We start from the raw sequence: 22,300 nt of genomic DNA on the forward strand, positions 1-22,300 counted from the left end.
TCGCCATGCCGCCACTCAATGGTCGAGCGGCAGCAGGATCTGAAATTCGGTACGTCCGGGCCGGCTTTCGACCTCGATCGTCCCGTCATGCTGCTGCACGAACGTCTGCGCGAGCGTCAAGCCGAGGCCGCTGCCGTCGTCGCGCCCGGACACGAGCGGGTAGAAGATCCGGTCGCGGATTTCCTCCGGAATGCCGGGCCCGTTGTCGATCACGTGCAAGTCCAGTGCCAGCCGGTACAGGCGCTTCGCGATCGTCACCTTGCGCGCGATGCGCGTGCGCAGCTCGATCTTCGCGTCGCCCTGCGCGATGCGTTCGCGCAGCGCCTGCGCGGCGTTGCGCACGATGTTGAGCAGCGCCTGGATCAGTTGCTCCTTGTCGCCGCGCAGGTCCGGCACGCTCACGTCGTAGTCGCGCTCGATCGTGAGCCCGCGCGGGAATTCCGCGAGCATCACCGCGCGCACGCGTTCGCATACTTCATGAATGTTCACGTCGCCGACGATGTGCGGGTGCCGGTGCGGCTCCAGCAACCGGTCGACGAGCGTCTGCAGGCGATCGGACTCCTTGATGATCACCTGCGTGTATTCGCGCAACTCGCCGCGCTCGCGCTCGCCGAGCTCGAATTCGAGCAGCTGGGCTGCGCCGCGAATGCCGCCGAGCGGGTTCTTGATCTCGTGCGCGAGGTTGCGGATCAGTTGCTTGTTGACCGCGGTCAGGTCGTGGATGCGTTCCTCGCGATCGGTGCGCGACTGCCGCTCGTTCTCGAACAGCTCGACGAGCACGAAATCCGGCGCGGTCTCGAGAAAGCCGACGATCGCATGCACATGCAGCGGTTCGCGGCCGGGCCGGTCGAGCACGGTATCGAGGTGCGTCGCGTGAAAGCGTTCCTCGCCGATCGCGGTGATCGTCGATGCCAACTCGTTCGCATTCGGAAAAATCTCGCCCCACGGCCGCTGCGCGAGCTGCCGGCGCGAGATGTCGAGCATCGCCTCCGCGGACGGGTTCGCGAACGCGATCCGCAGCGTCTTGCGGTCGAGCACGATCACGACCGTCGGCAGCGCTTCCAGCCCCGCCAGCAGGCCCGAGCGTGCGAGCCGCTCGTCGTCCGTCAGTCGCTCGGGCTGCCCCGTTTTCGCCTTGATCAGATTCTTCAGAACCATCTGCGTGCTTGTCGCGCCTCAACGGGCCAGAAAAGGAAAAATCACCGGAACAAAAAAGGGACGGCTCGACGCCGCCCCTTTCAGACTCCGCCGTTCCCGCCGCAGGCCGCGCGACGGGAACGAACCGGCATGACGGCGCTGAATCGAAGCGCCATCGCCGATTAGAGCGAGTAGTACATCTCGAACTCGATCGGGTGCGTCGTCATGCGGAACTTCGCCAGCTCCTGCTCCTTCAGCGCGAGGTACGCGTCGAGCATGCCGTCCGTGAATACGCCGCCACGGGTCAGGAACTCGCGATCCTTGTCGAGCGCTTCGATTGCCTGGTCGAGGCCCGCGCAGACGGTCGGGATCTTTGCATCCTCTTCCGGCGGCAGGTCGTACAGGTTCTTGTCCGCGGCTTCGCCCGGATGGATCTTGTTCTGGATCCCGTCGAGGCCGGCCATCATCAGTGCCGAGAACAACAGGTACGGGTTCGCCATCGGATCCGGGAAGCGCGTTTCGATACGGCGGCCCTTCGGGTTCGACACGTGCGGAATGCGGATCGATGCCGAACGGTTGCGTGCCGAGTAGGCGAGCTTGACCGGTGCTTCGAAGTGCGGGACCAGACGCTTGTACGAGTTCGTCGTCGGGTTCGTGATCGCGTTCAGTGCACGGGCGTGCTTGATGATGCCGCCGATGTAGAACAGCGCCAGTTCCGACAGGCCGGCGTAGCCGTTGCCCGCGAACAGGTTCTGGCCGTCCTTCCAGATCGACTGGTGAACGTGCATGCCCGAACCGTTGTCGCCGACGACCGGCTTCGGCATGAAGGTTGCCGTCTTGCCGTACGAGTGCGCGACGTTATGGATGATGTACTTCGACCATTGCGTCCAGTCGGCGCGCTGGACCAGCGTCGAGAACTTCGTGCCGATTTCGTTCTGGCCCTGGCCCGCCACTTCGTGGTGGTGCACTTCGACCGGGATGCCGAGCTGTTCGAGCAGCAGGCACATTTCCGAACGCATGTCCTGGAACGTGTCGACCGGCGCGACCGGGAAGTAGCCGCCCTTCGTGCCCGGACGGTGGCCCGTGTTGCCGCCTTCGAATTCCTTGGCCGAAGACCACGGTGCTTCTTCCGAGTTGATCTTCACGAAGCAGCCCGACATGTCCGTGTTCCACTGGACCGAGTCGAAAATGAAGAATTCCGGTTCCGGACCGAAGTAGGCCGTGTCGCCGATGCCCGTGCTCTTCAGGTACGCTTCCGCGCGCTTCGCGAGCGAACGCGGGTCGCGCTCGTAGCCCTTGCCGTCGGCCGGCTCGACCACGTCGCAGGTCAGCACCAGGGTCGACTCTTCGTAGAACGGGTCGATGAAGGCAGCGGTCGGGTCCGGCATGAGCAGCATGTCCGACGCCTCGATGCCCTTCCAGCCCGCGATCGACGAGCCGTCGAACGCATGACCGCTTTCGAACTTGTCTTCGTCAAACGCCGAAACCGGCACCGACACGTGCTGTTCCTTGCCGCGCGTATCCGTGAAGCGGAAATCGACAAACTTGACGTCCTCGTCCTTCACGAGCTGCATGACGTCGGCGACGGTTTTACTCATAACCTCTTCTCCTGATTGAACAATTCCGGCGGACTGGGAACCGCCTCGTTTATCGAGCTGACCGGGGTCTTGCTTTGGCGCAGCGCGCCCCGATTCGACCGAATCCTATAAAGCAGCTTCCGTGCCACCTATGCGCGAGAGGGGCGCGAATCGCGCCGGCGCTCGTCGCGACGGGGCTGTGCTGCGCAATTCCGGGGCTCGGCTGCCCGCCGCCTGCCAACTGAAAGCACCGCGATGGTGCAATCGTCGCGACGCGCCCCATCCCCGGAATCATCTTGGTGCATGCGCGCCATTCTGCACTCTTTTGGTGAGCGCGTGTGGGAGCGCGCACCGTCCCCCACGCGGACATCCGTGCCGCGACGCCGCGCTAGAATGTTCGTTTGACCGATAGGAGACTCCCTGCCATGAGTACGCTCGACCAGCTTTACGCGAAGGCCGACGAACGCCGCGCACAAGCCGCGCTCAACTACGCCGGGGCGCTGCTGCCGGCCGAGGCCTTCGAACTGCTGCAGCTCGATCCGTCGGCGCGCCTCGTCGACGTGCGCACCCGCGCCGAACTCGACTGGATCGGCCGCCCGCTCGTCGGCGACGGCCAGTACCTGCACCTCGAATGGACGCGCTACCCGGGCGGCGTGCCGAACGCCGAATTCGTCAACGAACTGAAGGCGGCCCTCCCGGCCGATACGCCTATCCTGTTCCTGTGCCGCAGCGCCGCGCGCTCGAAGCTCGCCGCGATCGCCTCCACCGAGGCCGGCTTCACGAAGGCCTTCGACCTGCTCGAAGGCTTCGAGGGCGCGAAGGACGCCGAAGGCCACCGCAAGACGGTCGAAGGCTGGTGCTTCCGGAAACTGCCGTGGATCGGCGCCTGACGGCACGCCGCTCCCACCGGTCGCGACAACCCCATCGTCGAGCCGGGCGATGACATGCCGATGACGGGCCGCGTTGCGCGGCCCGTGGTTTTTGTACGGCTGATCGAGGGGCCGCTCAGGCGCGCGGCGTATCGGGTTCGACGACGTCGCCGCCGAGCAGGTGCACGCCTTCACGCAGCTTCACGTATGCGGCTGCGACCGCTTCCGGCTCACCCTTCACGCCGAGGTCGATGTGGCGGCGCGCATAGATCCCGCCGCGCTCCGCATCGCCGACGCTCGGCAGACTGAACACGCGCACGCCCGGGAAATCGCGCTCGATGCGCTCCATCAGCGGCGTGAGCGTCGATTCCGGCAGCTCGAACACGTACAGCGAGCGCTCCGCGTGCGGCGTCGCGTGATGCAGGTGCGCGTACTTCGTGTCGAGCACCCATTCGATCATCGGCCACGCCATCACCGGGAAGCCCGGCACGAAGTGCAGGTCGCCGACCGAGAAGCCGGGAATCCGGTTGTAGCCGTTCGGGATGATCGTCGCGCCCACCGGGAACACGCCCATGTTGAAGCGGTGCTGGTTCTCCGGCGACTCGAAATCGACCGGCGTGGCCGGATCGGTATGCGTTTCGCGGATCCGCTCCGAAATCAGCACCTTCGCTTCCGGATGCAGCTCGAGCGGCACGCCGAGCGCGGCGGCCGCGCACTGGCGCGTGTGGTCATCCGGCGTCGCGCCGATGCCGCCCGTCGAGAACACGATGTCGCCCGACGCGATCGCGCGGGCGAGGGTCGCCGTGATGCGCGCCGGATCGTCGCCGACGTATTCGGCCCAGTCGAGCGTGAGGCCGCGCGCGCCGAGCAGCTCGATGACCTTCGCCAGATGCTTGTCCTGCCGGCGGCCCGAAAGGATTTCGTCGCCGATGATGATGATGCCGATGCTCATGCCTGCCCCATGTCGATTGCGGTGGCGCGCGAACTCGCACGCAGGTCCTCCAGCGCGCGCAGGCAATAGTGCCCGAACCACAGCGCCGAGAAGACGAGGATGAAAGCGTATACCCAGATCATGGCCGCCGCGACGAACGGAAACAGCACCATCATCCAGACCGACGATACCCACACGAAGGTCGGCACGGTACCGAGCAGCCCGGTCGCGACGCCGATGCCGATCAGCGGCCAGCGATGCCGCCGCACGAGCGCCCGGCGCTCGTCGCGGCTCGCGTGCAGCGCGAGCGCGTCGTAGGTCATCACGCGGTAGGTGAGCCAGCCCCAGATCACCGGCGGCAGCAGCGCGAAGAACGGCGGAATCAGCCACAGCGGGATCGTGACGACCAGCACGACGACGCCGGCCAGCGCCGCCCCCAGCGAATTGAACACGCTGCCGAAGAAGGTGCCGCCCCGCTTCGCCTCGAGCGCCGCGAACTGCCGGTTCGCGAGGTGCTTGATCACGACCGGCATCGAAATCGTCGCGATCAGCAGCAGCACGGTCAGCACGATCAGCGGAATCGCGAGCGACACGACCACGAACGGTGCGACGACCGCATGCAACTGCGACATGCCGATCGCGTCGAACGCACGATACAGCATGGCCGTCAGCACGAAGCCGTCGAGCGCGCCGCGTGCGAGGTCCAGCAGCGACTGCCACGAGAACCACAGCACGACGCCCCACAGGACGGCCGAGACGAGAAACGGCATCAGGGTGAGCCACAGCATGCGCGGATGCAGTGCGCTCGCCAATGCGCGGACGAAGGAACGCAGCAAGTCGTTCATGCGAGCCTGTATCGACGGAGAAAAACGGGGAAAGGATAAACCACGCGGCCCGCATGCGCCAAAGCACATGCGGGCCGCGTGGGAGAGCCGCTCAACGTGGGAACGGCCGGATCAGGCCGATGCCGCGCCGCGCTTGGCGGGGAACAGGCGCCGGAAGATCCGCACGAACGCGAGGCCGTGCTGCGCCCAGAAGCCTTCGCCGTAGGACACGCCCTCGACCTGGTCGCGGATGCCGGTCGGCTCGACCGTGCGGTTCCACGACGCGGTGCCGAACATCATGTCCCACCACGGAAACAGCACGCCGAAGTTGCAGCCGTACTTCGTGCCTTCGTGGCCGTAGCCGACCGCGTGGTGGCGGCGATGGAAGATCGGGCTCACGAGCAGGCGCTCGCCGAGCCAGCCGAACGGCAGCCGCGCATTCGTGTGCTGAATGCTCTGCATGAAGTTCGTGAACGCGGTCAGCACGACGAACTGCGACGGCGTCACCCCGATCACGAGCGCGATCGCCGCGAAGAAGCACGACTGGATCACGTCGTCGAGCACGTGGTTGCGGTCATCGCACCACAACGACATCTGGCGCTGGCTGTGATGCACGGCGTGCAGCTCCCACCAGATGCCGAACTTGTGCTGCCAGCGGTGATACCAGTAGCCGGCGAAATCGAGCACGACGAGATAGATCGCGAACGTGACGATCGGCTTCGAGGTCACGCCCGGCCACAGATAGTCGAGGTTCAGGTTCGCGACGCCGTGCAGGCGCAGCCACGCCTGAAAGTTGTCGAACAGCGGCTGCAGCGCGAAGAAGAAGAACAGCGAGTAGATGCCGAGCTTCGCGATCGCCGTGTAGATCACGTCGACCCGCACGGCCCGGCGGTTCGTCCAGCGCTCGACGGGCAGCAGCGCCTCGAGCGGGCGCAGCAGCACGAACATCAGCACCATCTGCAGCGCCCCGACGATCACCCAGTACAGCGCGTCGTAGGTGTCCTCGTCATAGTCCATCAGGTTGAACTTGAAGAGGAGCGGCTGCACGACGTCGACGTACAGCCAGGTCTGGATGTCCGAGACGAATGCATCGATCAGGTGCAGCATCGTTCTCCCCTGCCCGTCACGCGCCGTTCGCGGCGCGCCACGGCGCGCGGTCGTAGAAATAGATGCCGTGCGGCGAGCGGCCGACGGCGATCGTCTGCACCAGCTTGCGCGACGCCAGGTCGATGATCCCGACCTTCTTCGCGAAGCGGAACGTCACCCACAGCGTCTTCTTGTCGGCGGACAGCTCCATGTCGTCCGGGCCCGGCAGCAGGCCGGTGATATCGCCGACGTTGGTGAGCGTGTTCTCGTCGATGATGCTGATCGTGTTCGCGACCCGGTTCGTCACCGCGACGTGCGTGCCGTCGGCGAGCGAGCGGAAGTTGTGCGCGCCCTTGCCGGTGTAGATCTGCTTGACGACCTTCTGGGTGCGCCAGTCGACCACCGCGACGTAATCCGCGCCGGTCATCCCGACGAGCAGGTACTTGTCGTCCGGCGTGAGCCACAGGCCGGCCGGCACCTTGCCGACCTTCATCTTCCACTTGACCGTCTGCGTCGGCAGGTCGATCGCCGCGATCTCACCGGAGACCTGCAGCGACACGAGCAGCGTCTTGCTGTCCTTCGTGAACGCGAGGTGGCTCGGCATCACCGCGAGCGGCACGCGCTTCACGAGCTTCAGGTCGCGGCCGTCGTAGCCGTAGATGTCGACGCGGTCGAGCCGCAGGCCGGCCGCCGCGAACCATTTGCGGTCGGGCGAGAAGCCGAGCTGGTACGGATCGTCGATCCCTTCGACGGTGCGCTGCAGCTTGCCCGTCTTCGGATCGAGGAACATCAGGCTGTTCGAGACCGAATTTGCAACGATCAGCGACGAATTGTCGGGCGTCGCCATCAGGTGATGTGGTTCCTTGCCGGTCGGCATCGTGCTGACGACTTCGCGGGTCTGCTGGTCGATCAGGGACAGCGTCGCTTCGGCCGAATTGAGGATGATCACGTTATTCGCGTGTGCGGCGGGCGCCAGCACGGCGGCGGCCAGCGCGAGCGTGCGGCCGAGGGAAAGGAAAGTGCGCATGAAGACTCACGTCGAGGAACAACCGTCATTGTAAAACGTTCAACCGGGCCGGCCGGTTGACCGAAGCCGGCATTGCGCCACTTCGACGCACGCCGCGGCGGCCCGGTCGGCCGGCGCGGCAGGCGCCGCGCGGCCGGCCGGGGCCGGCCGCCGGTGCCGGCCCGGGAAACCGATGTTGCGCTAGCGCTGCATCGACTCCCAGACCTTGTGCAGACGCTTGACAGAGACAGGCATCGGCGTGCGCAGTTCCTGCGCGAACAGCGAAATCCGCAGTTCCTCGAGCAGCCAGCGGAATTCCGCGAGCCGCGCATCGGCGACGCCGCCGCGCTGCGACACCGCGCGCTGGTACTGCTGGGCAAGCGGCAACAGGTCGGCCGACTGCTTCGCGTCGCGCGCCGGGTCGGCCTTCAGCTTGTCGATCCGCAGCGCGATGCCCTTCAGGTAGCGCGGGAAGTGCGCGAGTTGCGCGTACGGCGTGTCGATCACGAAGCGTTTGCCGACCAGCGCGGCGAGCTGCTGCTGCAGGTCCGCATGCGCCTGTGCGAACGGCTTCGCCTGCGCGAGCTTCTTCACGAGCCCCGCGTATTCGGCCAGGATCTGCCCGACCAGCCGCGCGATTTCCTGCGCGAGCAGGTTCAGGCGGCTCCGGCCCTCGTCGCGGCGCGCGTGGAAGCTCGCGTCGTCGTCGGGCAGCGGATCCAGCAGGCACGCGCGGTCGAGCGCCGTGTCGATCAGCTGGTCGCGCAGCTCGTCCTGCGTGCCGAGCGACATGTACTGCATCGCCATCTCGCGCAGGCCCGGCAGGTTCTTCTCGAGGAACTTGATCGGCTCCTTCAGCTGCAGCGCGAACAGCCGCCGCAGGCCGGCCCGGTGGATGCGCGCGGCCTCCTCCGGCGAATCGAACACCTCGACGTCGCAATGCGTGCCGCGATCGACGAGCGCCGGGTAGCCGTAAAGCGTCTGGCCGCGCCGGCGGATCTCCAGCAGCTCGGGCAGCTTGCCGAAATTCCACGTCGTCAGGTTCTCGTACAGCGCGGTCGCACCGGCTTCCGCCGGCGCGGCCGTCTGCGGCGCCGCGCCCTTGCCGGCCTTCGCGCCACGACCGGCGGTGCCAGTCGTCGCGACCGTGGCAGGCGCCTGGCCGATCGGCTCGCCAGCGTCGCCATCGCCGCCGGCCGCGATCGTCGACGCCGCCGCGATCTTCTGGAACTGCTGCTGCGCCTGCGCGCCCAGCTCCTGACGAAGCTGCGCGAGATTACGCCCCATCGCGAGCTGGCGACCGTGCTCGTCGATCACCTTGAAGTTCATGAACAGGTGCGCGGGGAGCGTTTCCAGCTTGAAGTCGGCCGTTTTCATCGCGATTTGCGTTTCACCCCGCACGTCGGCGATCAGCGCCTCGACGAGCCCGCCCGCGCCGAAGCGCTCGCGGCCCATCCGCTCGACGAAGCCGGCCGCGTACTCGGGCAGCGGCACGCAATGCCGGCGCAGCTTCTGCGGCAGCGACTTCAGCAGCAGTTGCACCTTTTCCTTCAGCATCCCGGGCACGAGCCACTCGCAGCGGCGCGCGTCGACCTGGTTCAGCGCATACAGCGGCACCGCGAGCGTGACACCGTCGCGCGGCGTGCCGGGCTCGAAGTGATACGTGAGCGCCATCTCGACGCCGGCCATCGTCGCGCGCTTCGGGAACAGCTCGGTCGTCACGCCGGCCGCCTCGTGGCGCATCAGGTCGTCGCGCGACAGGTACAGCAGCCGCAGCTTGTCCTCGGGCTGGCCGCCCTTCTTCACCTCGTCGCGATACCAGCGCTCGAACGCGGCGCCCGTGTGAATCCCTTCCGGAATCGCCTGGTCGTAGTACGCGTAGATCAGCTCGTCGTCGACCAGCACGTCCTGCCGGCGCGACTTGTGCTCGAGCTGCTCGATGTCGGCGAGCAGCTTGCGGTTGTGCGCGAAGAACGCGAGCTTCGTGTCGAACTCGCCCTCGACCAGCGCGCCGCGGATGAACAGCTCGCGCGCCCTCGACGGATCCTGCTTGCCGAACGCGACGCGCCGGCGGTGGTAGATCGGCAGCCCGTACAGCGTCGCGCGCTCGTACGCGCTGACCTGCGCCGGGCGCTTTTCCCAGTGCGGCTCCGACAGCGATTTCTTCAGCAAATGCGCGCCGATCTTCTCGACCCATTCGGGCTCGATCTTCGCGAGGCAGCGTGCGTACAGCCGGCTCGTCTCGACGAGCTCGGCGGCCATCACCCAGCGGCCGGCCTTCTTCGCGAGCGCGGAGCCCGGCCACAGGTAGAACTTGATCCCGCGCGCGCCGAGATAGTGCGGATCGTCGTCGGCCTTCAGGCCGAGGTTGCCGAGCAGGCCCGTCAACAGGGCCAGATGGACCTGTTCGTAGGTCGCCTCGACTTCGTTCAGCCGCCAGCCGTGCTCGCGCACGACGGTCAGCAGCTGCGAATGGACGTCGCGCCACTCGCGCAGCCGCAGGTGCGACAGGAAGTTCTGCCGGCACGCGTCGATCAGCTGGCGGTTCGACTTCTTGTGCGCGACCGCCTCTTCGAACCACGCCCAGATCTTCAGCCACTGCAGGAACTCGGAACGCTCGTCGGCGAACCGGCGGTGCGCCTGGTCGGCCTGCTCCTGCGCTTCGATCGGACGGTCGCGCGGATCCTGCACGGACAGCGCGCTCGCAATGATCAGCACTTCGCGCAGCGACTGCTGGTCGCGCGCGGCAAGAATCATCCGGCCGACGCGCGGGTCGAGCGGCAGCCGCGCGAGTTCGCGGCCGAGCGGCGTCAGCGCGTTGTCGTCGTCGACCGCGCCGAGTTCGTTGAGCAGTTGGTAGCCGTCCGCGATCGCGCGGCCGGGCGGCGGCTCGAGGAACGGGAACGATTCGATCGCGGTGAGATGCAGCGACTTCATCCGCAGGATCACCGACGCGAGCGACGAGCGCAGGATTTCCGGATCGGTGAAGCGCGCACGCGCCTGGTAGTCGCTTTCCTCGTACAAGCGGATGCAGACACCGTCGGCCACGCGGCCGCAACGGCCTGCGCGCTGGTTCGCGGCCGCCTGCGAGATCGACTCGACCTGCAGCTGCTCGACCTTGTTCCGGTACGAATAGCGCTTCACGCGCGCAAGGCCCGTATCGACCACGTAACGGATGCCCGGCACCGTCAGCGAGGTTTCGGCCACGTTGGTCGCGAGCACGATCCGGCGCGCGTTCGACGCCTTGAACACCTTGTCCTGGTCGGCCGCCGAGAGCCGCGCGAACAGCGGCAGGATCTCGGTGTGCGGCGGATGGTGCTTGCGCAGCGCCTCGGCCGCTTCGCGGATCTCGCGCTCGCCGGGCAGGAACACCAGCACGTCGCCGGGGCCTTCGCGGCACAGCTCGTCGACCGCGTCGACGATCGCGTCCATCAGGTCGCGCTCGGCTTCGCGCGCGGTCTTCACGCGGTCGCGGCCGCCCGTGCCTTCGGCGTGCTTGACGGCCGGGCGATCCTCGGCCACCGGCCGGTAGCGCATCTCGACCGGATACAGCCGCCCGCTCACCTCGATCACGGGCGCGGGATGCGCGTCGGTGCCGAAATGGCGCGCGAAGCGATCGGCGTCGATCGTCGCGGACGTGACGATCAGCTTCAGGTCCGGCCGCCTCGGCAGGATTTCCTTCAGGTAGCCGAGCAGGAAGTCGATGTTCAGGCTGCGCTCGTGTGCCTCGTCGATGATCAGCGTGTCGTACGCCTTCAGCAACGGGTCGGTCTGCGTCTCGGCGAGCAGGATCCCGTCCGTCATCAGCTTCACGGACGCGCCCGGCGCGAGATTGTCGGTAAAGCGCACCTTGTAACCGACCACTTCGCCGAACGGCGTGCCGAGTTCCTCGGCGATCCGGCGGCCGGTGGACGACGCGGCGAGGCGGCGCGGCTGCGTATGGCCGATCAGGCCCGTGCCGCCGGCGCCGAGGCCGCGGCCGAGATCGAGACAGATCTTCGGCAACTGCGTGGTCTTGCCGGAGCCGGTTTCGCCGCAGACGATGACGACCTGATGACCGGCGATCGCGCGCGCGATTTCGTCGCGCTTGCCCGACACGGGCAGGCTTTCGGGATACGTGATCGGCGGGACCGGGTTCGGCGCGACGACCGCGCGCAGCGGACGCTCGCGGCGCGGCGCGCGCTCGCCCGTCGCAGCGGACGCATCCTTCGCGGCCGGCTGGCGCGCGTCGCGCGATGCGTCGCCACGCGGCCCGCGCGGCCCGTGTGCAGGTTTGCCCGCCTGCTGTTCCTGCGGCCGGCGCGGCGGCTGGCCCTGCTGCTGGCGTGCATCGGCCGCACCATTTGGGTGCCGGGCCGACGGCGCTTTGGCCCGCGTCGGCGCGGGACTTTTAGGTACATTCGACATGGGGGCGCATTATAATCCCGCCCATGAATTCCCAAACCGACCTCCCTCCCGCCCAGACCGGCGCCACGACGCCGCCGGTTGCCGACGACTCGGCCGCCAGTCACGCGCAGTTCGTCGACTGGATGCGCTCCGTCGCGCCCTATATCCACAAGTTCCGCAACAGCACGTTCGTCGTGGGGTTTGGCGGCGAGGTGGTGCAGCAGGGGCTGCTGAATGCGCTCGTGTCCGACATCGCGCTGCTGCAGGCGATGGGTATCCAGATCGTGCTGGTGCACGGCTCGCGGCCGCAGGTCGAGGAGCAGCTGAGCCTGCACGGTGTCGAATCCGAGTTTTCGCACGGGCTGCGCATCACCGATGCGCGCGCGCTCGAATCCGCGAAGGAGGCGGCCGGTGAAGTGCGTCTCGACATCGAGGCCGCGATCAGCCAGGGTCTGCCGAACTCGCCGATGGCGCACGCACACATTAGCGTCGTGTCGGGCAACTTCGTGACCGCGCGGCCGGTGGGGATTCTCGACGGGGTCGATTTCGCGCATACGGGCATCGTGCGCAAGATCGACGCCGAATCGATCCGTCATTCGCTCGCGAGCCGCAAGCTCGTGCTGCTGTCGCCGCTCGGCTTCTCGCCGACCGGCGAAGCGTTCAACCTGTCGATGGAAGATGTCGCGTCGGCCGCCGCGATCGCGCTGCGCGCCGACAAGATCATCTTCCTGACCGAAGCGCCCGGCATCGTCGACGACGAAGGCGAGCTGGTGCGAGAAATGTCGCTCGACGCGGCGGCCGAGCTGCTCGATTCCGGCAACGTCCAGGGCGACGACGCATTCTTCCTGAAGCATTCGATCCGCGCGTGCCGCGGCGGCGTGACCCGGGCGCACCTGATCCCGCAATCGCTCGACGGCAGCATGCTGCTCGAACTGTTCCTGCACGACGGCGTCGGCACGATGATCTCGTACGAGAACCTCGAGAGCCTGCGCGAAGCGACGCCGGACGACGTCGGCGGCATCCTGTCGCTGATCGAGCCGCTCGAGTCGGACGGCACGCTGGTGCGGCGCGGCCGCCACCAGATCGAACGCGACATCGACCACTTCTCGGTGATCGAGCACGATGGCGTGCTGTTCGGTTGCGCGGCGCTGTATCCGTACCAGCAGGAGAAGATCGGCGAGATGGCGTGCCTGACGGTCGCGCCGGAAGCGCAGGGCTCGGGCGACGGCGAACGCCTGCTCAAGCGCATCGAGCAGCGTGCCCGCGCGCGCGGCCTCACGCATATCTTCGTGCTCACGACGCGCACCGAGCACTGGTTCCTCAAGCGCGGCTTCGTCAAGGTCAGCGTCGACGACCTGCCGGAAGACCGCCGCAAACTCTATAACTGGCAGCGCAAGTCGCTCGTGCTGATGAAACAGCTCTGAGCGCAGGCACGACTGCCCTCCCCCAGTCCGATTACAGGAGAAGTACACGATGGCTCGAATGATCCAATGCGCGAAGCTCGGCAAGGAAGCCGAAGGCCTCGATTTCCCGCCGCTGCCGGGCGAACTCGGCAAGCGCATTTACGAGAGCGTCTCGAAGGAAGCGTGGCAAGGCTGGCTGAAGCAGCAGACGATGCTGATCAACGAAAACCGCCTGAACATGGCCGACCCGCGCGCGCGCCAGTACCTGATGAAGCAGACCGAGAAGTACTTCTTCGGCGACGGCGCGGATCAGGCGTCCGGCTACGTGCCGCCGACGGAAGGCTGACCGGCATCATTCGCGACGGCCGGCCGCGCTGGTCGCCTCGCGGGAAACGACAAACGGCACCGTGTCATCGCACGGTGCCGTTTGCTTTTGGCGCACCCGAACCGATGCGACACAGCCGGTGCTTGCGATACCGCCGGGCCGCTGGGTCACACCGACCGCCCGATTCAACCCACCGGCTTCAGCGTGCCGCGATCGTCCGGCGGCGGGACCGCACCGGCCGGGGTGTCGGCGGCGGCGCCTTCCATACCCCATTCGGCCGCGTCGCTGCGTTCGGCCGTCGACAGTTCGTCCGCGCGATACCCGGTGCGATTCAGCAGCGCCAGCATGCACACGAGCGACACGAGCGCGTAAAGCCCCGATGCGACCGCGACGCCGACGATGCTGCCGGTCGAATTGAGGATCGCCTGCGCGAGCACCGGCGTGCCGCCGCCGACGACGAGCGCGCTCAACTGGTACGCAAGCGACAGGCCCGTGTAGCGGATGTTGGCCGGAAACACGCGCGCGAGCACGCCGCCGACCGCGCCATAGAACATCGCCGACGGAATCGTCGAGATGCACATGCCCGCGACGGCCACCCAGTACGACCGCGTCGCGAGCGCATGGAACATCACGGGCATCAGCACGATTTCCGGAATCAGGATCCAGCACATCGCGCGGCGCATGTCGACCTTCGACACGAACCATGCGCCGACCGGCTGCATCAGGAACTGCACGACGAGCGAGATCGACAGGATGCCGAGGAACGTGCCCTGCGCGTAACCGAGTTCCTTGGTCGCCCACGACAGCGCGAACGTGCTGCGGAAGTACGTGACGTTGATCACCGGCAGCGTGCCGGCCGCGAGCAGCACGACGACCCAGTGATCGCGCACGACGTCGCGCAGCGGCAGCTTCACGGTGCGCTTGCGCGCGAGCACGCGCTGCATGTCGGCCGACTCTTCGAGCTTCAGCCGGATCACCATGCCGATGATCACGAGCACGGCCGACAGCAGGAACGGAATGCGCCAGCCCCACATCAGGAACGACGGGGTGGGCAGCGCGCTCAGCGCGAAGAACGCGGCCGTGGCCAGCAGGTTGCCGGTGGGCGAGCCCTGCTGCGCGAACGCCGCATACAGGATGCTGCGATGCTTCGGCGCGTTCTCGCTCGCGATCAGCACCGCGCCGCCCCACTCGCCGCCGACCGCGATGCCCTGCAGCACGCGCAGCACGACGAGGCCGGCCGGCGCCCAGACGCCGATCTGCGCATAGCCGGGCAACAGGCCGATGCCGGTCGTCGCCAGCCCCATCATCACCAGCGTGATCACGAGCGCGGTCTTGCGGCCGACGCGATCGCCGAGATGTCCGAACACGATGCCGCCGAGCGGCCGCGCGGCGAAGCCGGCCCAGAACGTGACGAACGCCAGCAGCGTCGCGACGCCGGGATCCATCGTGCTCGCAAAGAACACCTTGCCGAACACGAGCGCAGCGGCCGTGCCGTAGATGTAGAAGTCGTACCACTCGATCGTGGTGCCGACGAACGCCGCGAAGGCGGCGCGGCCGGGCCGCAGTTGCGGCGCGGCGGTCGGGGATTGCTGGCGGCTCATCGATGTCTCCATGTTGGTGTGTCGGGGGCGCGACTGTCGCGCGCCTTTCCCGGGTGGCCGGCATCGCGCCGCCGGCCGGCGGCGTCGTGTCAGTCGGGGCGCCTAGCCGGGAGCCTCCCGCAGCACGCCGGCATCGAGCAGTTGCTGCTGGAGCGCGGGATCGACGCCGAGGCGATCGAGCACCGCGCGCGTGTCGCCGCCGAGTGCGGGCGGCGGCGAACGATAGGTGGCCGGCGTGCGCGACAGCTTCACCGGCGACGCCGTGCCGCGATACGCACCGATCTCGACGAACAGGTTCCGGTGCAGCGCATGCGGATCGTGCGCGACGTCGGCCACCGTGCGCACCGGCCCGCACGGCACGCCGGCCGCCATCAGGTCGCGCGCGAGCGGCTCGCAGGCGTGCTCGGCAAGCCGTGCTTCCAGTTCGGCCTTCAGCTCGGGACGGTGTGCGCAGCGGCTGCGGTTGTCGACGAAACGCGGATCGCCGGCGAGCGCCGGCACGCCGAGATGCGCGACGAGCCGCGCGAATTGCCGGTCGTTGCCGATCGCGAGGAAGATCGGCACGGTCGCGGTGCGATAGCTGTCGTACGGCGCGATGTTCGGATGCGCGTTGCCGCTGCGCGCCGGCACGCGCCCGGAACCGAAGAAGTTCGGCAGGTGCGGATGCAGCAGCGACACGCCGCAGTCGTACAGCGCGATGTCGATCGACTGCCCTTGCCCGCTCTTCTCGCGCTCCGCGAGCGCCAGCAGGATGCCGGCCAACGCGTTGAGGCCCGTGACCATGTCGACGATCGGCAGACCGATGCGCGTGGCGTCGCCGTCGCGCTCGCCGTTGACGCTCATCAGCCCCGCCATCGCCTGGATCACCGCGTCGTAGCCGGGCAGCCCGCCGAGCGGGCCGCCTTCGCCGAAGCCCGTCACCGCGCAGTGGATCAGGCGCGGGAAGCGCGGCTGCAGGTCGCGCGCGTAATCCATCCCCCAGCGCGCGAGCGTGCCGGGCTTGAAGTTCTCGACGAGCACGTCGGCCTCTTCAAGCAGGCGCCACAGGATCTCGCGCCCCTCGTCGCGCGACAGGTCGAGCGCGAGCCCTTCCTTGTTGCGGTTCACGCCCATGAAATACCACGCGGTATCGCCGAGGAACGGCGGCCCCCAGCCGCGCGTCTCGTCGCCGTCCGGCGGCTCGATCTTGACCACCGTCGCGCCGTGGTCGGCGAGCGCCTGCGTGCAGTACGGGCCGCCGAGCACGCGGCTCAGGTCGACGACCTTCAGGCCGTCCAGTGCACCACGCGTCGTGCTCATCGTTCGACCTCCGGCAGCAGGTCGAGCGCGGTATCGAGCGCGATCGGCGTGCCGCGCAGCAGTGCGTCGTACGCGGCCGATTCGTCGTCGCGCGATGCCGGCGCGAGCGGATCGACTGGCAGCAGCTTGTGGCGCACGACCAGATGCGCGAGCGCGAGCCGCCGGAAATCCGGCGCGAGCCGCACGCCCTCGCACGCCATCAGCACGGCCGCGCTCGCGTAGTACAGCGCGGACGCGGCCTGCCGCACGCGCGCGTCGTCGCCTTCGCCAGCGACCCGCGCGAGCGCGTCGCAGGCGCGCGCGAGGATGCGCCGCAGCGCCGCGCGGCTCGCATCGGGCAGCGGCGCCGCGCCGAGGCGGTCGCCGAGGAACGCGCGCAGCGCATCAAGCGCGTGCTCGCGCTGCGCGGCCCGCGCGACGTCGAGCGCGACGATGTTGCTCGTACCTTCCCAGATCGAGCCGAGATGCGCATCGCGCACGATGCGCGCGTCGCTCCACTCCTCGATGTAGCCGGTGCCGCCGCGCACTTCCATCGCATCGCCCGTCACGCGCCGTGCATCGCGGCACGCGCGGAACTTGATCAGCGGCGTCAGGATCCGCACGCAGCGCGCGGCCTGCTCGTCGCCCGCATCGGCCTGCGGCAGCAGCAGCGCGATCTGCATGAACATCGCGCGCGCGGCCTCGGCCGGCAGCAGCATCTTCAGCAACTGGCGCTGCATCAGCGGCATCTCGATCAGCTTGCGGCCGAAGGCCTCGCGGTGCGCGGCGACGTGCAGCGCCTCGTTCAGCGCGCGCCGCATCAGCCCCGCCGCGCGCACGCCGTTCGACAGCCGCGACATGTTGATCATGTCGGCCATCTGGTGAAAGCCGCGGCCGATCTCGCCGATCAGGTACGCCTGCGCGCCTTCGAGCGCGATCTCGCCGCTCGCCATCGAACGGCTGCCGAGCTTGTCCTTCAGGCGCACGATCCGGTAGCGGTTGCGCGTGCCGTCCGGCAGCGTCTTCGGCAGCAGGAACAGCGCCAGGCCCTTGATGCCGTCCGGCGCGCCGTCGGGCCGCGCGAGCACCATCGCGAGTTCGGCATCCGCGTTCGAGCAGAACCATTTGTCGCCGGTCAGGCGCCAGACGGTCTCGCCGTGCGCGCCGGTCTCGGGCGTCGCCCGCGTCGCGATCCGGCCGACGTCGGAGCCCGCCGCCTGTTCGGTCATGAACATCGCGCCCTGGTACAGCGTGTCGAAATCGCGTGACGCGAGCATCGGCATGTAACGCGCGACGAGCGCCGGATCGCCGAAACGGCGCAGCGTGCGCGTCAGCGAATCGGTCATGCTGACCGGGCAGCACAGCCCGAATTCCGCCTGCACGAACAGGAACGTCAGCGCGTACTTGACGAGCGGCGGCACCGATTCGGCCCCGTGGCTCAGCGACGCAAGCCCGAGCTCGGCATACGCGACGCGTTCGAGCGCGACATACGCGGGATCCTTGTCGATCCGCTGCACGGCCTCACCGCGCCGGTTGCGATGCTCGAGCACGGGCGGGTGCTTGTCCGCGCGCGACGCCCATTCGTCGAGTTCGCCCGACACGCGTGCGCCGAGCGCGCGCAGTTGCGGCTCGAGCTCGGCATAGCGGGCCTCGCCGAGATGCAGCTTCAGCAACGCGCCGAGATCGGGATCGATGGTGAAGAAATTGATGCCCCGGCTGTCGGGGATATTGGCTGCGCCGGTGTCCGGCGTGCGAGCGGTGTCGTGCATGCGTGTGTCTCCTGGGTTACCTGCACGTCGGCTGGGCGCGGCGCCGCGGCGCCCGGCCAGTCCCGTGCAAAGCCTTCCGCAGAGCGTAGGCGTGCGATCGATAAGCGTCCAATACAGGATTTATCCGGTACGATAGATATCGCTTATCGATGCCGACGCCGCGAGGAGACACCATGGAACTGAGGCAGTTGCGCTACTTCGTGGCGGTCGCCGAGGAGCTACATTTCGGGCGCGCGGCGAAGCGCCTGTTCATCTCGCAGCCGGCGCTGAGTTTCGACATCCGCAAGTTCGAGGATGCGCTCGGCGTGCAGTTGTTCTCGCGCACCAACAAGACCGTCGCGCTGACCAACGCGGGCGAGGTGCTGCTCGGCGAAGCGCGCCGGCTGCTGCTGCAGGCGGCCGAGGCCGAACGCCTGACGGTGCGCTCCGCGTCGGGGCTCGCGGGCCGGCTGCGGATCGGCTTCGTTCATTCGATGCTGTATCGCGGGCTGCCCGATGCCGTGCGACGCTTCGAGGCCGACTATCCCGGCGTCGAAGTCGTGCTGAGCGAAATGAACACGCAGGCGCAGGTGCAGGCGATCCAGCGCGGCCAGATCGATCTCGGCTACGCGCACTGGGGCCACTTCCCGCCCGAGGTCGAATCGACGCCCGTTTATGCGGAACCGTTCGTGTGCTGCCTGCCGGCCGCGCATCCGCTCGCAAAGCGCAAGCAGGTCGCGCTCGCCGCACTGGCCGCGGAACCGTTCATCCTGTTCCCGCGCGAAGCGGCGCCGCACTACCACGACCTGATCATCGCGCAGTGCGTGAATGCCGGCTTCAGTCCACTGATCCGCCACGAGGCACGGCTGTGGCAGACGATCCTGTCGATGATCGAGTTCGAGATGGGCATCGCGCTCGTGCCGCGCGTGCTGCAGCAGGTAAAGAGCGAGCGGCTCGCGTTCCGGCCGCTGAAGGATGCGTCGCTCGAATCGCGCACGCTCGCGCTGAAGCGCAGCGGCACCATCGAGCCGGTTGCGCTGCGCTTCGCGGATTACGTGCGCGCGTCGATCGACGCGCTGCCCGCGCTCGCGGGCTGAGCGCACGGCCGGTTGGCAGGTATGCGTGGGTATCTGAAAAATATTTGCAGAAAGTGCTTTACAGACCCTCAAAGCCCTGACATAATTTCAGCTTCTTTGGGCGGTTAGCTCAGCGGTAGAGCACTGCCTTCACACGGCAGGGGTCACTGGTTCGATCCCAGTACCGCCCACCAAAGAATTCAAGGCCCTGCGTCTCACGACGCAGGGCCTTTTCGTTTTGGCGTCGCGCTTGCTCCTCGGCGCAGCACGCGATGCTGCGCCGGCTTACTTACCCCGCGCGCGCCACCCGCTCCGCCGTTGCATCGAACGCGCGCTTTGCCTTGTCGACGATCTCGTCGACCTCCGCTTCGCGAATCACGAGCGGCGGCGACAGCAGCATCCGGTCGCCGGTCGCACGCATGATCAGGTTGCCGTTGAAGCAGAAGTCACGGCAGATCGTGCCGATATCGACGTTCGCACCGAACCGCTCACGCCGCTCCCGGTCGCGCGCAAGCTGAACGCCCGCGACCAGCCCTGCTCCCGCAATCTCCCCGACGATCGGATGGTCGCCCAGCGCATCGCGCAGCCGGCGCTGGAAATACGGCCCGATATCGTTCTTCACGCGCTCGACGATCCCTTCGTCGCGCAGCAGCTTCAGGTTCGCGACCGCGACGGCCGCCGCCACCGGATGGCCCGAGTACGTGAGGCCGTGGTTGAATTCGCCGTTGTCGATGATCGGTCGCGCCACGCGTTCGTGAATGCCGACGGCCCCCATCGGCACGTAGCCCGACGTGAGGCCCTTGGCCATCGTGATGAGGTCGGGTTCGAAACCGAAGTGTTGGTGTGCGAACCATTCGCCGGTGCGGCCGAAGCCGCCGATCACTTCGTCGGCCACCAGCAGGATGTCGTACTTGCGGCAGATCCGCTGGATTTCCGGCCAGTACGTCGACGGCGGGAAGATCACGCCGCCTGCGCCCTGGAACGGCTCGCCGATGAACGCCGCGACGTTCTCCGCGCCGAGTTCGAGGATCTTCGCTTCGAGCTGCTGCGCGCGCGCCAGGCCGAATGCTTCCGGCGTTTCGCCGGCCGCTGCTTCGCCGAAGAAATACGGCTGGTCGATGTGCACGATGTGCTCGACCTTCGACGGCATCTGCTCGTGCATGTAGCCCATCCCGCCGAGCGTGCCGCCGGCGATCGTCGAGCCGTGATAGCCGTTCTTGCGCGAGATCACATACTTCTTCTGCGGCTGACCCTGCACGCGCCAGTACTGGTGCACGAGGCGCAGCACGGTGTCGTTGCCTTCCGAGCCGCTGTTGCAGTAGAAGAAGTGGTTGAACCCTGCAGGCGTGACTTCCGCGAGCATCGCGGAGAGCTCGATCACCGGCGGGTGCGTGGTCTTGAAGAACGTGTTGTAGAACGGCAGTTCCTGGATCTGGCGATACGCGGCGTCGGCGAGTTCCTTGCGGCCGTAGCCGACGTTCACGCACCAGAGGCCGGCCATCCCGTCGATCACCTTGTTGCCGTCCGAGTCCCACAGGTAGACGCCGTCGGCCTTCACGATCACGCGGCTGCCGGCGCGGTTCAGCGCACCCATGTCGGAGAACGGGTGGATGTGGTGCGCGGCGTCGAGCGCACGATAATCCGCGGTCGATTGCGGCGATACAGCGTCATTTCTATCGGTCATGTTTCCTCCGGAAAACCGTGCCGCACGCTCAGACGTGCAGCAGCAAATGCCTGCGCTCCCACGAGCTGATCACGCGGAAGAACGCTTCGTATTCGGTGTCCTTCAGCGCCAGGTACGCTTTCACGAACTTGTCGCCGAGAATGCCGGCCAGCGGCGTGCAGGCCGCCATCAGCGAGATGCCCTCCTCGAGATTGCGCGGCAGCTGGTACGGCAGGTTGTAGCCGTCCGACGCGATCGGCTCGGTCGGCGCGAGCTGCTGGGTCAAGCCGAGATAGCCGGCTGCGAGCGTCGCGGCGAACGCGAGGTACGGATTGCAGTCGACGCCGGGGATCCGGTTCTCGATGCGGCGCGCCGACGCGCCTGACTGCGGAATGCGGAAACCGACCGTGCGGTTGTCGTAGCCCCACTGCACGTTGATCGGCGCGGCCATGAAGCGCGACAGGCGGCGATACGAGTTGATGTACGGCGCGAAGATCGGCATCAGTGCGGGCGTGTACTTCTGCAGCCCCGCGAGATAGCTGTGGAACATCGGCGACACCGTACCGTCCTCGTTGGAGAACAGGTTGCGCCCCGTGCGCGCGTCGGCCAGGCTCTGGTGGATGTGCATCGCCGAGCCCGGCTCGTCCTGCATCGGCTTGGCCATGAAGGTCGCGTACATGTTGTGACGCAGCGCCGCCTCGCGCACGGTGCGCTTGAACAGGAACACCTGGTCGGCAAGCGACAGCGCATCGCCATGCACGAAGTTGATTTCCATCTGCGCGGCACCGACCTCGTGAATCAGCGTCTCGATATCGAGCCCCTGCATCTCGCAGTATTCGTAGATGTCCTCGAACAGCGAATCGAACTCGTTCACGGCCTCGATCGAATACGACTGCCGGCCGGTCTCCGCACGCCCGGTGCGGCCGACGGGCGGACGCAGCGGCAAGTCGGGATCGGCGTTCATGTCGACGAGATAGAACTCGAGCTCGGGTGCAACGACCGGCTGCCAGCCCTTCGCCTTGTACAGGTCGAGCACGCGTCGCAGCACATAGCGCGGCGAGATCTCGACCGGCGAGCCGTCGAAGTGCACGCAGTCGTGGATCACTTGCGCGGTCGGGTCGACGGCCCACGGAATCAGGCAGATCGTCGACGGATCGGGCACGCACACCATGTCGGGGTCGGTCACGCCGGTGAGCGTCCCGTCCTCCGGATAGTCGCCGGTGACGGTCTGCACCATCACGGCCTGCGGCAGGCGCATCGATTCGCCGGATTCGAACTTGTTGCGCGGAATGATCTTGCCGCGCGCAATGCCGGCCATGTCGGGAATGATCGCCTCGACCTCGGTGATGCGGTGCTGTCGCAGGAATTCGCTCAGTTCGGGTTGCATGAT

The 22,300-nt window shown here is 67.4% G+C and carries 16 protein-coding genes and 1 tRNA gene; 5 read left to right on the forward strand and 12 right to left on the reverse strand.

Annotated features, from left to right (window positions below; genetic code table 11):
* Positions 1-15 precede the first annotated feature (15 nt).
* Positions 16-1,158 carry a nitrogen regulation protein NR(II) gene (gene glnL / locus LGM56_RS24605; RefSeq protein ID WP_226207007.1) on the reverse strand — a complete coding sequence of 381 codons (1,143 nt, stop codon included), beginning with the start codon at positions 1,156-1,158 and terminating at the stop codon, positions 16-18.
* A gap of 161 nt (positions 1,159-1,319) precedes the next feature.
* The gene (gene glnA, locus LGM56_RS24610; RefSeq protein WP_226207008.1) at positions 1,320-2,735 is read right to left on the reverse strand and encodes a type I glutamate--ammonia ligase; all 1,416 of its coding nucleotides are present in this window, start codon (positions 2,733-2,735) and stop codon (positions 1,320-1,322) included.
* 404 nt (positions 2,736-3,139) lie between these two features.
* On the opposite strand from glnA, the gene LGM56_RS24615 reads away from it, so the two are divergent.
* Positions 3,140-3,604 (forward strand): rhodanese-like domain-containing protein, encoded by a 465-nt coding sequence (locus tag LGM56_RS24615; RefSeq protein ID WP_226207009.1) that lies wholly within the window; start codon positions 3,140-3,142, stop codon positions 3,602-3,604.
* Positions 3,605-3,719: 115 nt separating this feature from the next.
* On the opposite strand, the gene LGM56_RS24620 is transcribed toward LGM56_RS24615, so the two are convergent.
* From LGM56_RS24620 to hrpA, 5 genes are all read right to left on the reverse strand, one after another.
* Positions 3,720-4,535, reverse strand: coding sequence for a competence/damage-inducible protein A (locus LGM56_RS24620; protein WP_089495171.1), 816 nt, complete (start codon positions 4,533-4,535; stop codon positions 3,720-3,722).
* A complete protein-coding gene (locus LGM56_RS24625; protein WP_089461276.1) occupies positions 4,532-5,359 on the reverse strand; it encodes an EI24 domain-containing protein in 828 nt (275 codons plus the stop codon). The genes LGM56_RS24620 and LGM56_RS24625 overlap by 4 nt, the downstream gene beginning before the upstream one ends.
* 111 nt (positions 5,360-5,470) lie before the next feature.
* Positions 5,471-6,445 carry a sterol desaturase family protein gene (locus LGM56_RS24630; protein ID WP_043190403.1) on the reverse strand — a complete coding sequence of 325 codons (975 nt, stop codon included), beginning with the start codon at positions 6,443-6,445 and terminating at the stop codon, positions 5,471-5,473.
* A gap of 16 nt (positions 6,446-6,461) precedes the next feature.
* Positions 6,462-7,451 (reverse strand): beta-propeller fold lactonase family protein, encoded by a 990-nt coding sequence (locus LGM56_RS24635; RefSeq protein WP_226207010.1) that lies wholly within the window; start codon positions 7,449-7,451, stop codon positions 6,462-6,464.
* A 180-nt stretch (positions 7,452-7,631) separates the two neighbouring features.
* A complete protein-coding gene (gene hrpA, locus LGM56_RS24640; protein ID WP_226207011.1) occupies positions 7,632-11,837 on the reverse strand; it encodes an ATP-dependent RNA helicase HrpA in 4,206 nt (1,401 codons plus the stop codon).
* A 23-nt stretch (positions 11,838-11,860) separates the two neighbouring features.
* Here hrpA and argA point away from each other — a divergent pair, with 23 nt between their 5' ends.
* Positions 11,861-13,240 (forward strand): amino-acid N-acetyltransferase, encoded by a 1,380-nt coding sequence (argA, locus tag LGM56_RS24645; protein ID WP_089440565.1) that lies wholly within the window; start codon positions 11,861-11,863, stop codon positions 13,238-13,240.
* 49 nt (positions 13,241-13,289) lie between these two features.
* Complete coding sequence (locus tag LGM56_RS24650) at positions 13,290-13,565, forward strand: oxidative damage protection protein (RefSeq protein ID WP_006478357.1); 276 nt, start codon at positions 13,290-13,292, stop codon at positions 13,563-13,565.
* Between the two features lie 164 nt (positions 13,566-13,729).
* On the opposite strand, the gene LGM56_RS24655 is transcribed toward LGM56_RS24650, so the two are convergent.
* The 3 genes from LGM56_RS24655 to LGM56_RS24665 all read right to left on the reverse strand — a co-directional run bounded on the left by LGM56_RS24655 (position 13,730) and on the right by LGM56_RS24665 (position 18,192).
* Positions 13,730-15,145 carry an MFS transporter gene (locus tag LGM56_RS24655; protein WP_226207012.1) on the reverse strand — a complete coding sequence of 472 codons (1,416 nt, stop codon included), beginning with the start codon at positions 15,143-15,145 and terminating at the stop codon, positions 13,730-13,732.
* 102 nt (positions 15,146-15,247) lie between these two features.
* Positions 15,248-16,444 (reverse strand): CaiB/BaiF CoA transferase family protein, encoded by a 1,197-nt coding sequence (locus tag LGM56_RS24660; protein WP_226207013.1) that lies wholly within the window; start codon positions 16,442-16,444, stop codon positions 15,248-15,250.
* A complete protein-coding gene (locus tag LGM56_RS24665) occupies positions 16,441-18,192 on the reverse strand; it encodes an acyl-CoA dehydrogenase family protein (RefSeq protein WP_226207014.1) in 1,752 nt (583 codons plus the stop codon). Before LGM56_RS24665 ends, LGM56_RS24660 begins: the two co-directional genes overlap by 4 nt.
* A gap of 173 nt (positions 18,193-18,365) precedes the next feature.
* Here LGM56_RS24665 and LGM56_RS24670 point away from each other — a divergent pair, with 173 nt between their 5' ends.
* Positions 18,366-19,268, forward strand: coding sequence for a LysR family transcriptional regulator (locus tag LGM56_RS24670; RefSeq protein WP_226207015.1), 903 nt, complete (start codon positions 18,366-18,368; stop codon positions 19,266-19,268).
* Positions 19,269-19,366: 98 nt separating this feature from the next.
* Positions 19,367-19,441: transfer RNA gene (locus tag LGM56_RS24675), tRNA-Val, on the forward strand.
* A 95-nt stretch (positions 19,442-19,536) separates the two neighbouring features.
* On the opposite strand, the gene LGM56_RS24680 is transcribed toward LGM56_RS24675, so the two are convergent.
* A complete protein-coding gene (locus LGM56_RS24680) occupies positions 19,537-20,931 on the reverse strand; it encodes an aspartate aminotransferase family protein (protein ID WP_089495179.1) in 1,395 nt (464 codons plus the stop codon).
* Between the two features lie 28 nt (positions 20,932-20,959).
* Positions 20,960-22,297 carry a glutamine synthetase family protein gene (locus LGM56_RS24685; protein WP_089431274.1) on the reverse strand — a complete coding sequence of 446 codons (1,338 nt, stop codon included), beginning with the start codon at positions 22,295-22,297 and terminating at the stop codon, positions 20,960-20,962.
* Between the last annotated feature and the right edge of the window lie 3 nt (positions 22,298-22,300).

Origin of the sequence: Burkholderia sp. AU38729 (assembly GCF_020419725.1) — a bacterium.
Classification (GTDB): domain Bacteria; phylum Pseudomonadota; class Gammaproteobacteria; order Burkholderiales; family Burkholderiaceae; genus Burkholderia.

Excerpts from the sequence above, each read along its gene's own strand:
- LGM56_RS24670 (WP_226207015.1), top strand. The coding sequence starts at position 18,366 with ATGGAACTGAGGCAGTTGCGCTACTTCGTGGCGGTCGCCGAGGAGCTA.
- LGM56_RS24625 (WP_089461276.1), bottom strand. The coding sequence starts at position 5,359 with ATGAACGACTTGCTGCGTTCCTTCGTCCGCGCATTGGCGAGCGCACTG.
- LGM56_RS24620 (WP_089495171.1), bottom strand. The coding sequence starts at position 4,535 with ATGAGCATCGGCATCATCATCATCGGCGACGAAATCCTTTCGGGCCGC.
- LGM56_RS24630 (WP_043190403.1), bottom strand. The coding sequence starts at position 6,445 with ATGCTGCACCTGATCGATGCATTCGTCTCGGACATCCAGACCTGGCTG.
- glnL (WP_226207007.1), bottom strand. The coding sequence starts at position 1,158 with ATGGTTCTGAAGAATCTGATCAAGGCGAAAACGGGGCAGCCCGAGCGA.
- LGM56_RS24615 (WP_226207009.1), top strand. The coding sequence starts at position 3,140 with ATGAGTACGCTCGACCAGCTTTACGCGAAGGCCGACGAACGCCGCGCA.
- LGM56_RS24650 (WP_006478357.1), top strand. The coding sequence starts at position 13,290 with ATGGCTCGAATGATCCAATGCGCGAAGCTCGGCAAGGAAGCCGAAGGC.
- LGM56_RS24680 (WP_089495179.1), bottom strand. The coding sequence starts at position 20,931 with ATGACCGATAGAAATGACGCTGTATCGCCGCAATCGACCGCGGATTAT.
- LGM56_RS24655 (WP_226207012.1), bottom strand. The coding sequence starts at position 15,145 with ATGAGCCGCCAGCAATCCCCGACCGCCGCGCCGCAACTGCGGCCCGGC.
- glnA (WP_226207008.1), bottom strand. The coding sequence starts at position 2,735 with ATGAGTAAAACCGTCGCCGACGTCATGCAGCTCGTGAAGGACGAGGAC.
- argA (WP_089440565.1), top strand. The coding sequence starts at position 11,861 with ATGAATTCCCAAACCGACCTCCCTCCCGCCCAGACCGGCGCCACGACG.
- LGM56_RS24660 (WP_226207013.1), bottom strand. The coding sequence starts at position 16,444 with ATGAGCACGACGCGTGGTGCACTGGACGGCCTGAAGGTCGTCGACCTG.
- LGM56_RS24665 (WP_226207014.1), bottom strand. The coding sequence starts at position 18,192 with ATGCACGACACCGCTCGCACGCCGGACACCGGCGCAGCCAATATCCCC.
- LGM56_RS24635 (WP_226207010.1), bottom strand. The coding sequence starts at position 7,451 with ATGCGCACTTTCCTTTCCCTCGGCCGCACGCTCGCGCTGGCCGCCGCC.
- hrpA (WP_226207011.1), bottom strand. The coding sequence starts at position 11,837 with ATGTCGAATGTACCTAAAAGTCCCGCGCCGACGCGGGCCAAAGCGCCG.
- LGM56_RS24685 (WP_089431274.1), bottom strand. The coding sequence starts at position 22,297 with ATGCAACCCGAACTGAGCGAATTCCTGCGACAGCACCGCATCACCGAG.